We start from the raw sequence: 13,506 nt of genomic DNA on the forward strand, positions 1-13,506 counted from the left end.
CATCCCGCCCATGCCCAGCGCGACCACGAACCGCCCGCCCCGCGGCACCCGCAGATGGTGCACCACGGCCGCGCCGGTGTTGCCCGCGTCGGCGAACACGTCGGTGCCCTCCGGCAGTGCGGCGTCGATCGTCTCGATCAGATCCCGGTAGCGCAGACCGGGACCGGAGGCGGCGGGCACGTGCAGGGAGGTCAGCGGTTGCGCCGTGCGGACGCGCTCGGGTCCGGCGCCGCCGTCGTCCAGTTCGTCGGCGAGGTCGGCGAGCGTCCGCGACAGATCGGTGCTGGTGGCGTGGATGGCGGGCAGGTACGGCGGCGCGATGCCGATGCTGGCCACCGGGCGGTCGGCGAGCGCGGCCTCCGAACCGGCGCGGGCGGGTACCGGCAATCGCGTGCCGACCAGCAGGCACAGTGCCGAGGACCGGATCGCCGCCACCAGTTCCGGGTGACCCATGCTGCCCGCGACGCCGCAGTAGCCCGGATCGGTGTTGTCGTAGGTGTCCTTCGCGTCCGGCGCCACGCCCACGGCGGCGTCCAGCGCGGTCGCCAGGCGGGCGAGTTCGGCGCGCGCGTCGTCGCGCGCCACCTGATCGCCCGCGACGATCACGATCTTCCCGGTGTGCCGTGCGGTGCCGAGCGCGGCGCGAACGCGGGCGATGCCGGCAAGGTCGCGGCTGTGCGCCCGCGGGGCCGGACGAAACGGCGCCAGGTCGGCCGCGTCGGCCTGCTGCACGTCTTTGGGCAACAGCAGGACCGCCGGGCCGCCGCGCCGCGCGGCGTACACCGCCCGGTCCAGCTGAGCCGGCAGGTCGGCGGCGGTTTCCACGCGGGCGCAATACGTGCTGACCGCGCCGAAGAGACGGACGGCATCGATCGTGCCCGCGCGCCCGCTGGTGTCCTGGAACGCGCCGTTGCCTCCCAAGGCGGCAGGCGGCTGCCCGACCACCGCTAGTACCGGGACGCGCGAGGCGAACGACTCGGCCAGTCCGGCGACGAGGTTCATCGCGCCGCCGCCCGAGGTCGCCGCGACGACGCCCATTCCGCCGGTGGAGCGGGCGTAACCGTCGGCCATGGTGGCCGCGGCGAACTCGTGTTTGGCGACCACCCCGGTGACGTGGTCCGGCGCGTCGAAGATCGCGTCGTACAGGTCCTCGATATTGGCGCCGTCCACCCCGAAGACGTGGTGCACCCCGAGGGCCGAAACCGCTTGCACCAGATAGTCCACGACCCGAGTCGGCATCGGCATCCCTTCCCGCTGACGAAAGTCGACTGCGTACACGAGTGATACGGAGCAGGCTGCCGAACGGTTCAACGGAGGATCAGGAGATGTGGGCGCTCCGCTTGCGTGTACGTATACATCTACGTATAGTTGGGGCATGCCCAACAAGACGATCTACGTAGCCGACGACGACCTGCCGCTGTTCCAGCGCGCGCAGGAATTGGTCGGCGGCAACCTCTCGGGGGCGGTGGTCACGGCACTGCGCCGGTTCATCGAACTCGAAGAGGGTCGGCTGGAAGGCTATGACGAGATCGTGCTCAAGGTCGGTCGCGATGGTGTGCGACAGGTCCGCTTCTCCGGCACTCTGCTCGGAGAGTGGCACGACGTCAACGATACGCGGATCGAGCATGTCCGGGTGTATCGCAGCCGCAAGGGCAAATACGTGATGCACGCGCAGTATTCGAACTGGGACGAGTATCCCAACGACGTGGGGATGAACTGGCTCAAGGACTGGCGGGACCCGAAGAGCTGGCGTCGCCTGCTCGGCGTCGGCCAGCAGGACTGGGGCGACTTCCTCTTCGTCGTCGTGGATTCCCTCAGCGAGCTGAAGGGGCGCCTGCCCGACAAGCTCTATCGGCGGGTTCTCGACCTGGCCGAGGGGCCGAAGATAGAAGACCTGGACATCTGACCGTCGCGCCCTGCGCGACAACCGAAACCCGACAGCACCGCACCCTGGGGGCGGTGTGGAAAACACATGCTCACATTCGCATAGTCATACGTATTTCAGAAAGGAAGACCCATGGTCAACGGCCAGCGCATACCCGCCGTTTCGGTGCGGGGCCTGCGTAAATCATTCGGCGAACAGGTGGTGCTCGACGGTATAGACCTCACCGTCGCGGAGGGGACCGTCTTCTCGCTGCTCGGGCCGAACGGTGCGGGCAAGACCACCACCGTGCAGATCCTGACCACGCTGATCCACCCCGACGCCGGAGAGATCCGGGTGGGCGGTCACGACGTGCGCGCCGAGCGCAAGCAGGTGCGTGCGCAGATCGGGGTGACCGGCCAGTTCTCCGCGGTCGACGAACTGCTCACCGGGCGGGAGAACCTGCTGATGATGGGCGACCTGCACCACCTGCCGCGCCGGGACAGCCGCAGACTGGCGGCCGACCTGCTGGAACGCTTCGACCTGGTCGACGCGGCGGACAAGACGGTAGCCACCTACTCCGGCGGCATGACCAGGCGGCTCGACCTGGCCATGACCCTGGTGGGCGATCCGCGCGTCATCTTCCTCGACGAGCCGACCACCGGGCTCGACCCGCGCAGCAGGCGAGCGATCTGGGACGTCATCCGCGGGCTGGTCGACGACTACCGCGTCACGGTCTTCCTCACCACCCAGTACCTGGAGGAGGCCGACCAGCTCGCCGACCGCATCGCGGTGCTCGACCGCGGCAAGCTCGTCGCCGAGGGCACCGCGGCGGAGCTGAAGCGGCTGGTGCCGGGCGGGCACATTCGCCTGGAGTTCGCCGATCGGTCCGCGCTGACCGCGGCGGCCGGCGCGCTCGGCGTCCTCGCCCCGGCGCAGGAGGACGACGGGGAGAACCTCACCCTCGCGGTGCCCAGCGACGGCGGCGTGAAATCGCTGCGGACCGTGCTGGAACGGCTCGACTACGAGCAGATCGAGGTCGAGGGGCTGTCGGTGCACACGCCCAACCTCGATGACGTCTTCCTCACCCTCACCGGGCACCCCACCACCGAAAAGGAAACCGTGCGATGAGCTCCATGTCCTACGCGCTCGCCGATTCGGCGACCATGCTGCGGCGCAACCTGCTGCACGCCAAGCGCTACCCGAGCATGACCTTCAGCATCATCGTGATGCCCACGGTGCTGCTGCTGGTGTTCAACTTCGTCTTCGGCGGCGCGCTGGAGAAGTCCTCCGGCGGCAACTACATCGACTATCTCGCGCCCGGCATGCTGTTGCTGCTGCCGGCGTACCTGACCGTCTCGGTCGCGGTGTCGATCGCCACCGACACGAGCAAGGGCATCGTGAACCGGTTCCGCACCATGGACATCACGCAGTCGGCCATGCTGACCGGTCATGTCGTCGGCGCGCTGATCCAGGCGATGTTCGGCGTGGCCGCGATGGTCGGCGTCGCACTGCTCATCGGCTTCCGCCCCGATGCGAATCCGGTCGAGTGGCTCGCCGTATTCGGGCTGCTCGGGCTGGTGACGTTCGCGCTCACCTGGCTGGCGGTGGCGCTCGGCCTGCTCGCGCCGAATCCGGAGAGTGCCAGCAACACGCCCTTCCCGCTGGTGATGCTTCCGTTCCTCGGCAGTGGGCTGGTCGCCACCGACACCATGCCCGCGGGACTGCGTCAGTTCGCCGAGTACCAGCCGTTCACCCCGATCACCGAGACCGTTCGCGGTCTGCTGATGGGCACCGAAATCGGCGCCAACGGGATCATCTCGCTCGCCTGGTGCGTCGGCATCGCGGTGGTCGGGTACCTGTGGTCGTCCTCGGTCTTCCGGAGGCAGACGCGCTGAAACCCGGCGCGCGGGCGATCCCCGGCGGGCAATGCCCGCCGGGGATCGTGCGGTTGGTCAGACCGTGCCGGTGAGCAGCACCTTCCCGGTGTTCGCCGCGCGGATCTCGACCGAGCGGACTTGGTCGGGCGTGCCGTCGATGGTCCGGTCGATGGTCAGCTCGGTGCCGGGACCCGCGGGCCACTCGTCGAGCTTCTGCTGTTGGCCGCTGGTGCTGGTGACGTACAGCGCGAGATCCCAGTTGTAGCGCAGCTGCTCCCCGGGGGGATAGCTGCAGGACATCACCAGCCGTGTCCGTTCGCCCGCCGGGACGAGTTTGAAGCTGGCCGAGACCGGCGTCGGCTCCAGCGGAGTCATCTGGCGTTCGACGAACGCCTGCTCGCTGGTGCCCGGCTCGGTCGAGCCGTCCGATCCGGACATCGAGACGGCGATCGGCACGGCGATCGCCGCCGCGGCCGCGGCCGAGGCCACCGCGATGCCGACCGAGGTCCATCCGCTGCGGCGGCGGCGTCGCTCGGCCGCGTCGGCGAGCCGCGGTGGCGGCGGGAGCGTCGGCACGGGCGGTGGCGGCGGCAGCGTGGGCATCGGCGGCGGCGCCGGCTCCGTGGGCTCGCCCGGTCGCGCGGACGGCTCGATCATGGAGATCGCGATGTCGGTCTCCACGAGGGCGAGCATGCCCGGCAAGCCCGCGAACTCGGCCACGGCCGCCCGGCAGTCGGGGCAGCCGGCCAGGTGGCTCTCGTACCGGAGGCGCTCGTCACGGGTGAGGGAGCCGAGCACGTACGCCGCGTCCCACGTGGTGTAGTCGTCGGTGATATCCGTCATGGGTTCGTCACCCCCATCTCCTGTAGTGCCAGGCGCAATGCGCGCATGCCGTAGTGCATCCGGGATTTCACCGTGCCCGCCGGGACGTCGAGTTCCTCGGCGATCTGGTGGGTGGACAGTCCCCGGTAGTAGGCCCGCACGATCACCTCCCGGTGGTCGGCGCTGAGCCTGCCGAGGGCGTCGGCGACCAGCCAGCCGTCCAGCGCGCGGTCGGACTGGTCCGGCATCGCCTGTTCGGGCGGGCTGTCGGTGCGGAACTCGCGCCTGCTACGGGCGCTGCGATGCTCATCCACGGCGAGATTGCGCGCCACGGTGAACAACCACGCCCGTGCCGAGGTGGTGGACTGATCCAAGACGTTCGGGCGTTGCCAGGCCCGCAGCAATGTTTCCTGCACGATGTCCTCTGCCCGGCCTCGGTCCCGCACCAAGCCGAGCGTGTACCGCCACAGTGCGGTGGCGTGTTCGCGATAGAGAGCCCGCATCAATTCGTCGGACTGGTCGTCGGGTTGGCCCGTCTCGCCGCCTGTCTTGCGCACAACTGGACACCTCTCCGCTGGAGTTGCGGGGCCGGTCGGTGGGCGCACCCGATGCGTCACCCATGCTCTTGCCGGTTCAGTTGTGGTATCTCATGTCGTGTCTCCTTCGTTCCCTTCGAGGAGTACACGGTCTCAGTTGCGTTCGAGTTCAATCGGGTGTGAAGCGAGCAGGGACAGCGGGAGCGGCTGGCGGCGCAGCACGTGCGCCCACAGGTCCGGACGGCCCGAACTGATCGGATCGGACGGCAGGGCCGACAGCACGATCCAGTCGTCGTTCTCCAGTTCCCCCTCCAGTTGCCCGAAGGTCCAGCCCGCATAGCCTGCGAAGATCCGGATGCCCTCGACGAGCGGAGCGATCCGCTCGGGATCGGCGTCCAGATCGACCAGGACGACGCGTCCGTCGATGCGGCGCAGCCCGGGTACGCCCTCGATCCGCGCGCCCACCCGAACGGTGCCAAGGCACAGCGCGGCGTCGCGTTTCACCGGGCCGCCGATGAACAGCGTGCGCGGCGCCGCGACCGCGTCCGTCCAGCGGGGCAGCACTTCGTGCACCGCCGTGTCGCTCGGGCGATTGAGCACGACGCCGAGGCTGCCCGCCTCGTTGTGCTCGATGATGTAGACAACGGTGCGCCGGAAGGTCGGCTCCACCAGGTCGGTGGCCGACACCAGCAGTGTCCCGGCACGAACCACCTGTTCGCCGTGCCGGGGATCGCGTCGTCTGCGATCGCCGTGCCCGCCGCGAGTCTTCCGATCGTCCGGTTCTTCTGCGCGTGCCACTCCGACATCATCGCAGCTGTTCGCTCACATTGCGCCTTCTGCCGCTCACTTCCGCGTTCCGGATTTGCCGAGCGGAGCGCGGACCGGACGCCGGAGGCCCCGTCGCCCTACCGACGCGACATCGTAGAGTCCAGGACATGGAACCGCCCGAGGTGCGCCTCGAGAACAGCGACACCGTGTACGACTTCTATCGCGATCATCGCCAGAACCGCTTGCAGGCATGGGGGGCCTACGCCATTCTCGGCCGCCGCTACCACCCACGCGTCACCTATGCCGACGGCGCCAGGGAAGCGCTGCGCGCGGTGATCGAGCAGGGCAGGCCGCTGCTGCTCGCGATCAATCACCTCTCCGAGAGCGATCCCTACACCGTGGCCGCGGCGGCGTGGCGCAGCGGACTACGGCGGGTGATCGGCCGCGTGCGCGTGCTGGCCAAGGACGAACTGTTCGTCGATCCCGACCAGCGGCGCAAGATCGACATGATGGGCGGCATCCCGGTGTTCCGGGGCAAGGACCACGGCATCCGCGCGGTGAACGCCGCGGGCCAGCGCATGATGGACATCTGCGCGGAGCGGATGGCCCGCGGCGACGGCATCGCGGTCTTCCCCGAGGGCACCTGCAACGACGTGGATCCGGCCCGCGTGCAGGCGGTGGGCAGCGGCATCGGGCATATCGCGTTCCGCGCGATGAAACTCGGCGCGCAGCCCGTGCTGGTCTCCATGGCGTTGAGCTACGGACCGCGAACGGTGCGGGCGACGAAGGAAGAGGCCAAGGGGGCCAGCTTCCACTTCGGTGTCCCCGTGCTCGACCTGCCGCCCCGGCCCGGCGACATCGCCCGGCTGGTGCGCACCGATCTGCAGAAGGCGCTCGACGCCGCCGTCGCGGCGTACTGAAGGTCTACTGCGGCAGATTCAGCCGGTCGCGCGCCCAGTGCGGCACCATCGCGAGGTATTCGGGGCGGGTCTCGATGAAGTGGTTGACCGTCCGGCACATGGGCAGCGCGCCGAGTTTGTCGTCGCGCGTGCTGTTCAGGGCGGTCTCGACCAAGAGCCGGGCATAGCCCTGGCCCTCGTACTGCGGGTAGATCTCGGTGTGCACGAACGCGCGCTCGGAGGCGGTGTCCTGGTATTCGGCGTAGCCGGCGATCGCACCGTCGACGTAGATCTCGAAGCGTTCCAGTGCGGTGTTGTTGTTGACCTCGGTCGACATGGCTCGACGCTACTCCGCGCGCCGGTGTCCGGGTTAATCACACTCCGGTGCGGGACCGAATCCCGCCACCGACTTGTCTGTCCCAGCGGGCCTGCGCAGAATGCTCTTGGTCGGGTCCGTCGTCGCGCGCGAGCGGGCAGGCTCGGGGAGGTACGGAACATGATGAGGACACTGCGGGTTTCGCGGGTCGCGGCCACGGTCGTCGCCGTGGGTTTGCTCGGGGGATCGATCGTCACCGGCGTCGCGGACGCCGCGCCGGGAGTCGCGTTCGGTGCCTGTCCCGACGGGTCCGTGCCCGCCGACCGGGGCGTGCGGTGCGCCGTGGTCAGCGTGCCCATGAACTACGCCGACCCGGACGGGCCGAAGATCGAGTTGACCGTCAGCCGGATCGCCGCGACGGGCGAGCGGGAAGGTGTCCTGTTCGCCAACCCCGGCGGCCCCGGTGCGGACGCGCTGGACTTCTGGGCGCGCCGGGTGGAGGTGTTCCCCGCCGCGCTGGCCGAGCGCTACGACCGGGTCGCGGTCCAGCCGCGTGGACTGCGCTGGGCGACGCCGCTGGCCTGCGGAAGCACGAAGGACAAGGAAGGGCAGCAGGTCTCGCTCGGCGGCGGTAACCGCGACGAGATCAAGAAGGCCTGTGACGCGGCACAGCCCGGCTACCTGGACGCGATCACCACCGAGAACACCGCGCGTGATCTCGACGCGGTGCGCGCCGCGCTCGGTGTGCAGCGGATCGGTTACCTCGGCACGTCCTACGGCACCTATCTCGGCGCGGTGTACGCGGCGCTGTTCGGCGACCGGGTGGACCGGATGATCCTGGACTCCAACGTCAACCCCGACTGGGTGTGGACCGAGGAATTCGCCCAGCAGCAGGTCGCGGGCAAGCAGCGCTTGGACGATCTGTTCGCCTGGATCGCCGAACACGACGACGAATACCACCTCGGCGACACCGCTTTGCAGGTCTACCGCAACTGGGTCCGGTTGGCGGCCGCCCAGGGCGGCGGCTGGTACGCCAACCTGACCCCACCGCCCGCGAGCGTCGGCGACCTGCCCGGCGCGCTACCCGAGCCACTGGCCGAGATCGCGCGGGACGGCTACACCGGCAGCGTCGAGCAACTCGGCAAACTACAGAACCTGTTGCGCACCTTGGTGAGCGGCGGTGCCTCCGCACAGGTGCCGTTGCTCGGCGCGACCACCGTGGCCACCTACACCCGCACCTTCTGGCCGACCTTCGCCCGCGCGATGGCCGACGCCGCGGCCGATCCGCCGAACGTGCAGCGGCTGCGGGCCATCGAGGGCGCGACCTCGACCGATCCCACCGGGCGATTCGTGTTCAGCGCGATCACCTGCAACGAGAACGCCGTACCCGGCAAGCCGGAGCTGCTCGGCGCCGCGGTCGGCACCATCGCCTCCGGCGGCAACGCCATGGACGCGCGGGCCGACCTGGTGCGCTCCGGAATGGCCTGTGGTTCCTGGAAGCCCGTGACGAAGCCGGTGCCGATCACCGGTGCGGGCCTGCGCACGCCGCCGTTGGTGTTGCAGAGCCGCCACGACGCGCTGACCAAGTACGAGGGCGGTCCCGCCATGGCCGCGGCACTGGGCGGTGCGCTGGTCGTAGTCGACGGCGGTGACCACGGCACGTTCGGCCGCGGGAACCCGGCGGTGGACGAGGCCGTGCTCACCTATTTGCGCACCGGAAAGGTCGACATCACCCGGGCCGACCAGGCTCCGCTGTCGGCGAGCTGAAGCATTCCGCGCGCGGCGCGGGAACTACCGGTGCCGACACGGCAGCTGAACGGCGCACTCGGGGCGAGTTCGGGCCGGGGTTACGCGGTGCGGTCGGTCCGGTCGCGTTCCAGAATGTGGAGATGACGCGTTCACCCGCCGCGCGAGTGATCCTCGCTCCGGACAAGTTCAAGGGGTCGCTCACCGCGCCGGAGGTGGCGGCGGCTCTCGCCGCCGGGGTGCGGCGGAGCGCACCGGACGCCGAGATCCGGCAGGTGCCGGTCGCCGATGGGGGCGACGGCACGGTGGAGGCGTTCGTGGCGGCCGGCTGGACGCGCGTGGAACTGACCGCTCCCGGACCGACCGGCGTGCCGTGCCGGACGTCGTATGCCCGGCACGATGCCACCGCGGTAGTCGAGTTGGCTGCCGTCGTCGGCCTGGCGATCCTGCCGGAGGGGCAGCTCGATCCGTTGCACGCGAGCACCTTCGGGCTCGGGGTCGTCTTGGCGCACGCGATGGACCACGGGGTCACCGAGATCGTGCTCGGCCTCGGTGGCAGCGCCTCCACCGACGGCGGCGCGGGGATGTTGCAGGCACTCGGCCTCCGCGTCCTGGATGCCGACGGACGGGAATTGCCAAGCGGCGCAGCGAGCCTGACCCGCGCGGCGCGGCTGGACCTGGCGGGGCTGCACCCAGGCGTCGCCGGCACCGGGTTCACGCTGGCCTGTGACGTCGACAATCCGCTGCTCGGGCCGACCGGCGCGGCGGCGGTGTACGCGCCGCAGAAGGGCGCTGGACCCGCCGAAGTCGACCTCCTCGAATCCGCGCTCGCGAGCTGGGCGGAACTCGTCGGCCCCGAGTTCGCGCGACATCCCGGCGCGGGCGCGGCGGGCGGTACCGGTTTCGGCGCGCTCGCCGTGCTGGGCGCGCGGGTGCGCAGCGGCATCGAGGTCGTGCTCGACTTGCTCGATTTTCCCGCCCTGCTCGCGGACGCCACCCTCGTGATCACCGGGGAGGGTTCGCTCGATCGGCAGAGCCTGCGCGGCAAGGCGCCGGTCGGCGTGTGCGCGGCCGCCCGCAAGGCGGACGTCCCGGTGGTCGCCGTGGCGGGCCGCACGCTGCTCGCGCCCGACGAGATCCGGGCCGCCGGCTTCGCGGACTGCTATACGCTCGCCGACCTGGAACCCGACCGGGAACGCTCGATGGCCGGGGCGGCGGCGCTGCTGGAGCTGGTCGGCGCGCGGATCGCCGTCGAGCGGCTGGGTTAGCTCGCCGAAGCCAAGAGTTTCGCGGCCAGTTCGTGCCGGTGCCGATCGCCCCACTCCTCGAGCGGCCGCAGCGCCACGGCCAATTCCTCGCCGAGCGGCGTGAGCGAGTACTCCACCCGCGGCGGGACCTCGGGATAGACCTCACGGTGCACCACGCCACTGGACTCGAGCTGGCGCAGGTTCTCGGCGAGCACCTTCTCGCTGACCCCGTCGAGGAGCCTGCGGATCTGGCCGAAGCGCTGGGGGCCGGTGCTCAGCACCCACATCAGGTGCATCTTCCACTTGCCGCCGACGACATCGATCGCGACCGTCATGCCACACACATCGTGATCTGCGTCACTGTTCATGCCCACCGCGCTCCTTTGACCTCGTTTCGAACCTCGAGGTAAGCAACCGCACCCCGACGTTCGGTCTTCCCGACTCTACCTGCGGGAACGACGATGAATCCCGGCGCCGACGCAAATATCGAACGATTACCGAAGGGATTCACCATGTCCGAGCAGACCACCGCCCGTGCTGTCTCCGTCGTCGGCCTCGGGCCGATGGGGCAGGCGATGGTCCGGGCCTTCCTGGAAGCGGGCGTCGAGGTGACGGTGTGGAACCGCAGCCCCGAGAAAGTCGACGCCATGGTCGAACTCGGCGCCAAGCGCGCCGCGACCGTCGCCGACGCGCTCGACGCCAACGAGGTCACCGTGCTGAGCCTCACCCACTACGCGGCCATGTACGACGTGCTCGGCCAGGCGACCGGCCACTTGAAGGGCAAGGTGATCGCGAACCTGTCCTCCGATTCGCCGGAGAAGGCCCGCAAGGGCGCGGAGTGGGTGCGCTCGCACGGCGCGCAATTCCTCTCCGGCGGTGTGATGTCGGCGGGGGACAACATCGCCCATCCGGCGTCCTACATCTTCTACAGCGGCCCGCGTTCGGTCTTCGACGCGCACGCCGAGTTGCTGCGGCCGCTGAGCCCGCAGGAATACCTCGGCGCGGACGACGGTCTGGCGCAAGTCTTCTACCAGGGACTGCTGACCATCTTCCATCCCTGGTTGCTGGCCTTCGACCAGGCCACCGCGATGATCGACCGCTCCGGCCACGACATCGCCGCGTTCGTCCCGTTCGCGATCCGCTCCGCCGCCGCGTTCCCCTATTTCATGGAGGAGTTCTCGGTCGCCAACCAGAACGGCGGCTGGGCCTCGCTGGCCAGCCTGAAGATGATGGACGCGGGCGCGCAGCACGTCATCGACGCGAGTGAAGAAGTCGGTGTCGACGCGGTCCTCTCGCACACCGCCCAGGAGCTCTGGCGCAAGGCCGTCGCCGCCAGCGAGCAGGCCGGAAAGCCCATCTCCACCTACGCCCTCCTCCGCAATCCCTGACCTCTGTTCCCTACCTCCGACCTCGCAAAGCAGCCGCTTTGCGAGGTCGTTTCGTTTTGCGGGGTTGATATGCAGCTACAAGGCTGCATATCCTAGTGAAAGGCAGCCGAAAGGCTGCATGTTTCGAAAGGTGGGCGATGGACGAGGTGTTCCGAGCACTGGCCGACCCGAGCAGGCGGCGGCTACTGGACAGCCTGAACGCTCGCAACGGGCAGACGCTGCGCGAGTTGTGCGCCGGACTGGCGATGGCTCGCCAGTCGGTGAGCAAGCACCTCGCGGTGCTGGAGGCAGCCGACCTCGTCACCACCCGGCGCAGCGGCCGGGAAAAACTGCACTACCTCAATGCCGAGCCCATCAACGCCATCGCCGACCGCTGGATCAACCGGTACGACCGTGAGCGGGTGAACGCACTCGCCGACCTGAAGAGAGCACTGGAGGAACAACCGATGGGCGACAACGTGTTCGTCTACAAGACCTACATCAGGACCACCGCCGAGAAGCTGTGGCAGGCGCTGACCGATCCGGCGTTCACCGACCGCTACTGGGGCGCCAGCTTCGACACCGACTGGCGTCCGGGTTCGGAGATGATCTGGCGCCAGCGGGACTGGACCAGCAAGGACCCCGAACAAGTCGTGCTCGAGGCCGAGCCCTACCGCCGGCTCTCCTACACCTGGCACACCTTCGACCCCGCCTTCGCCGCCACCTTCGAGATGGACCCCGCCGACGTCGCGGCCTGGTCGCGCGAGCCGCGGTCGAAGGTGACCTTCGAGATCGAGCCGCGTGGCGAGGTCGTCGAGTTGACGGTCGTGCACGACGGCTTCCAGCCCGGCAGCCGCGTGCTGGACGCGATCAGCGGCGGCTGGCCGAGCATCCTGTCCAACCTCAAGACACTGTTGGAGACCGGCCGGACCTTGCCCGACCAGGACGCCGCCGTGCACTCGTGATCAACGGCGGTCGAAGCGCCGATCGGATCTCGGCTGGGTCCGCTTCGGCCGCCGCCGTACCGGAGGCGCGGCCTATAGAGAGCAGTGCTCTTGACTTCGCCGCGCTCTCCGTGGAACACTTCTCTCTATAGAGAGCAGTGCTCACAACAAGGAGTGGTCATGGACCTCAGCACCCGCTACATCGGCCCCGCCGGATTCGACGCGATCTTCAACCGGTTCGCCAATCTGCTGCCCAAGCTGGGCATCAGCGTGATGGGGTCGCGACTGCTCGCGGTGCGCGGGCGCAAGAGCGGGGAGTGGCGCACGACGATGGTCAACCTGATGGTGCGCGAGGATGGCGAGCGCTTCCTCGTCGCGCCGCGCGGGCATACCCAGTGGGTGCGCAACCTGCGCGCGGCGGGCGGTGGCGAGCTGCGGCTCGGACGCAAGGTCGAAGCGTTCACCGCCACCGAGGTACCCGATGCCGAGAAGGTGCCGCTGCTGCGTCTCTACCTGCGTAAGTGGGGCTGGGAGGTCGGCAGGTTCTTCGAGGGCGTGACCAAGGACGCCACCGACGAGGAACTCGCCGCCATCGCGCCGGGGTTTCCGGTCTTCCAACTGAAGTGAGTTCAGGCCGAGCGAGCCAGGAACTCGATGGCGGCGGCGTAACCCTGAATGCCCATTCCCGCGACCACCGCCGTGGCGATCGCGGAGATGTAGGAGTGGTGCCGGAACTCCTCGCGCGCGTGCACGTTGCTGATGTGCACCTCGACGATGGGGAGTTCCGGGATCACCAGCGCGTCCCGTAGCGCCACCGAGGTATGGGTGAGGCCGCCGGGGTTTATCACGATGCCCGACTCGGCGCCGCGCGCCCGATGGATGCGATCGATGAGCGCGCCCTCGGAATTGGACTGGAAGGCGACGATCTCGCGGTCGAATCTCGCCGCGGTGCGCTCGCACAACGCCACGACGTCCTCCAGCGTCGCCGACCCGTAGACCTCCGGCTGCCTGGTGCCGAGCATGTTGAGGTTCGGGCCGTTCAGAACCAGGATCGGGCCCGGCGTCGCGGTCACAGCCATGCACGGCAAGATACCGCGCCGCGCGGACCGGGCCCGTACCG

At 69.3% G+C, this 13,506-nt stretch carries 16 protein-coding genes; 9 read left to right on the top strand and 7 right to left on the bottom strand.

Annotation, left to right across the window (positions count from 1 at the left end; translation table 11 throughout):
* On the bottom strand, positions 1 to 1,239 hold a 1,239-nt coding region (locus tag HOV91_RS29825), incomplete at its 3' end, for a thiamine pyrophosphate-binding protein (RefSeq protein ID WP_174188645.1).
* A 136-nt stretch (positions 1,240 to 1,375) separates the two neighbouring features.
* Here HOV91_RS29825 and HOV91_RS29830 point away from each other — a divergent pair.
* The 3 genes from HOV91_RS29830 to HOV91_RS29840 all read left to right on the top strand — a co-directional run bounded on the left by HOV91_RS29830 (position 1,376) and on the right by HOV91_RS29840 (position 3,759).
* Positions 1,376 to 1,906 carry an EXLDI protein gene (locus HOV91_RS29830; protein WP_174188646.1) on the top strand — a complete coding sequence of 177 codons (531 nt, stop codon included), beginning with the start codon at positions 1,376 to 1,378 and terminating at the stop codon, positions 1,904 to 1,906.
* A gap of 111 nt (positions 1,907 to 2,017) precedes the next feature.
* On the top strand, positions 2,018 to 2,992 hold the full coding sequence (locus HOV91_RS29835; protein WP_174188647.1) for an ATP-binding cassette domain-containing protein: 975 nt from the start codon (positions 2,018 to 2,020) through the stop codon (positions 2,990 to 2,992).
* Positions 2,989 to 3,759, top strand: coding sequence for an ABC transporter permease (locus tag HOV91_RS29840; RefSeq protein ID WP_174188648.1), 771 nt, complete (start codon positions 2,989 to 2,991; stop codon positions 3,757 to 3,759). Before HOV91_RS29835 ends, HOV91_RS29840 begins: the two co-directional genes overlap by 4 nt.
* A 57-nt stretch (positions 3,760 to 3,816) precedes the next feature.
* Here HOV91_RS29840 and HOV91_RS29845 read toward each other — a convergent pair whose 3' ends face one another.
* The 3 genes from HOV91_RS29845 to HOV91_RS29855 form a co-directional block, all read right to left on the bottom strand.
* A complete protein-coding gene (locus tag HOV91_RS29845; RefSeq protein WP_174188649.1) occupies positions 3,817 to 4,584 on the bottom strand; it encodes an anti-sigma factor family protein in 768 nt (255 codons plus the stop codon).
* Complete coding sequence (locus HOV91_RS29850; RefSeq protein ID WP_174188650.1) at positions 4,581 to 5,120, bottom strand: sigma-70 family RNA polymerase sigma factor; 540 nt, start codon at positions 5,118 to 5,120, stop codon at positions 4,581 to 4,583. The genes HOV91_RS29845 and HOV91_RS29850 overlap by 4 nt, the downstream gene beginning before the upstream one ends.
* 132 nt (positions 5,121 to 5,252) lie before the next feature.
* On the bottom strand, positions 5,253 to 5,897 hold the full coding sequence (locus HOV91_RS29855; protein ID WP_174188651.1) for a YqgE/AlgH family protein: 645 nt from the start codon (positions 5,895 to 5,897) through the stop codon (positions 5,253 to 5,255).
* Between the two features lie 137 nt (positions 5,898 to 6,034).
* Between HOV91_RS29855 and HOV91_RS29860 the strand changes: the two genes are divergently transcribed.
* Complete coding sequence (locus HOV91_RS29860) at positions 6,035 to 6,787, top strand: lysophospholipid acyltransferase family protein (RefSeq protein WP_174188652.1); 753 nt, start codon at positions 6,035 to 6,037, stop codon at positions 6,785 to 6,787.
* A 4-nt stretch (positions 6,788 to 6,791) separates the two neighbouring features.
* Here HOV91_RS29860 and HOV91_RS29865 read toward each other — a convergent pair whose 3' ends face one another.
* Entirely contained in the window at positions 6,792 to 7,103 is a 312-nt protein-coding gene (locus tag HOV91_RS29865; protein WP_174188653.1) for a GNAT family N-acetyltransferase, read from the bottom strand.
* 159 nt (positions 7,104 to 7,262) lie between these two features.
* On the opposite strand from HOV91_RS29865, the gene HOV91_RS29870 reads away from it, so the two are divergent.
* Both HOV91_RS29870 and HOV91_RS29875 read left to right on the top strand, forming a co-directional pair.
* Entirely contained in the window at positions 7,263 to 8,849 is a 1,587-nt protein-coding gene (locus HOV91_RS29870) for an alpha/beta fold hydrolase (RefSeq protein ID WP_174188654.1), read from the top strand.
* A 122-nt stretch (positions 8,850 to 8,971) separates the two neighbouring features.
* A complete protein-coding gene (locus HOV91_RS29875; RefSeq protein ID WP_174188655.1) occupies positions 8,972 to 10,096 on the top strand; it encodes a glycerate kinase in 1,125 nt (374 codons plus the stop codon).
* On the opposite strand, the gene HOV91_RS29880 is transcribed toward HOV91_RS29875, so the two are convergent.
* Complete coding sequence (locus HOV91_RS29880) at positions 10,093 to 10,443, bottom strand: winged helix-turn-helix transcriptional regulator (protein WP_174188656.1); 351 nt, start codon at positions 10,441 to 10,443, stop codon at positions 10,093 to 10,095. The two genes, HOV91_RS29875 and HOV91_RS29880, sit on opposite strands and share 4 nt — an antisense overlap.
* Before the next feature lie 144 nt (positions 10,444 to 10,587).
* Here HOV91_RS29880 and HOV91_RS29885 point away from each other — a divergent pair, with 144 nt between their 5' ends.
* The 3 genes from HOV91_RS29885 (at position 10,588) to HOV91_RS29895 (ending at position 13,013) form a co-directional block, all read left to right on the top strand.
* Entirely contained in the window at positions 10,588 to 11,463 is an 876-nt protein-coding gene (locus tag HOV91_RS29885; protein WP_174188657.1) for an NAD(P)-dependent oxidoreductase, read from the top strand.
* Between the two features lie 137 nt (positions 11,464 to 11,600).
* Positions 11,601 to 12,407: an ArsR/SmtB family transcription factor gene (locus HOV91_RS29890; RefSeq protein ID WP_174188658.1), complete on the top strand. Its 807-nt coding sequence runs from the start codon at positions 11,601 to 11,603 to the stop codon at positions 12,405 to 12,407.
* A gap of 159 nt (positions 12,408 to 12,566) precedes the next feature.
* Positions 12,567 to 13,013, top strand: coding sequence for a nitroreductase family deazaflavin-dependent oxidoreductase (locus tag HOV91_RS29895; RefSeq protein ID WP_174188659.1), 447 nt, complete (start codon positions 12,567 to 12,569; stop codon positions 13,011 to 13,013).
* Positions 13,014 to 13,015: 2 nt separating this feature from the next.
* Here the strand turns inward: HOV91_RS29895 and aroQ are convergent, their stop codons facing one another.
* The gene (gene aroQ / locus HOV91_RS29900) at positions 13,016 to 13,465 is read right to left on the bottom strand and encodes a type II 3-dehydroquinate dehydratase (protein WP_174188660.1); all 450 of its coding nucleotides are present in this window, start codon (positions 13,463 to 13,465) and stop codon (positions 13,016 to 13,018) included.
* Positions 13,466 to 13,506 lie beyond the last annotated feature (41 nt).

The sequence above is a fragment of the Nocardia barduliensis genome, from assembly GCF_013315795.1.
In the GTDB taxonomy this organism is placed as follows: Bacteria; Actinomycetota; Actinomycetes; order Mycobacteriales; family Mycobacteriaceae; genus Nocardia; species Nocardia barduliensis.

Coding starts and splice junctions, on each gene's coding strand:
- HOV91_RS29830 (WP_174188646.1), top strand. CDS start 1,376: ATGCCCAACAAGACGATCTACGTAGCCGACGACGACCTGCCGCTGTTC.
- HOV91_RS29835 (WP_174188647.1), top strand. CDS start 2,018: ATGGTCAACGGCCAGCGCATACCCGCCGTTTCGGTGCGGGGCCTGCGT.
- HOV91_RS29840 (WP_174188648.1), top strand. CDS start 2,989: ATGAGCTCCATGTCCTACGCGCTCGCCGATTCGGCGACCATGCTGCGG.
- HOV91_RS29845 (WP_174188649.1), bottom strand. CDS start 4,584: ATGACGGATATCACCGACGACTACACCACGTGGGACGCGGCGTACGTG.
- HOV91_RS29860 (WP_174188652.1), top strand. CDS start 6,035: ATGGAACCGCCCGAGGTGCGCCTCGAGAACAGCGACACCGTGTACGAC.
- HOV91_RS29865 (WP_174188653.1), bottom strand. CDS start 7,103: ATGTCGACCGAGGTCAACAACAACACCGCACTGGAACGCTTCGAGATC.
- HOV91_RS29870 (WP_174188654.1), top strand. CDS start 7,263: ATGATGAGGACACTGCGGGTTTCGCGGGTCGCGGCCACGGTCGTCGCC.
- HOV91_RS29875 (WP_174188655.1), top strand. CDS start 8,972: ATGACGCGTTCACCCGCCGCGCGAGTGATCCTCGCTCCGGACAAGTTC.
- HOV91_RS29880 (WP_174188656.1), bottom strand. CDS start 10,443: ATGAACAGTGACGCAGATCACGATGTGTGTGGCATGACGGTCGCGATC.
- HOV91_RS29885 (WP_174188657.1), top strand. CDS start 10,588: ATGTCCGAGCAGACCACCGCCCGTGCTGTCTCCGTCGTCGGCCTCGGG.
- HOV91_RS29890 (WP_174188658.1), top strand. CDS start 11,601: ATGGACGAGGTGTTCCGAGCACTGGCCGACCCGAGCAGGCGGCGGCTA.
- HOV91_RS29895 (WP_174188659.1), top strand. CDS start 12,567: ATGGACCTCAGCACCCGCTACATCGGCCCCGCCGGATTCGACGCGATC.
- aroQ (WP_174188660.1), bottom strand. CDS start 13,465: ATGGCTGTGACCGCGACGCCGGGCCCGATCCTGGTTCTGAACGGCCCG.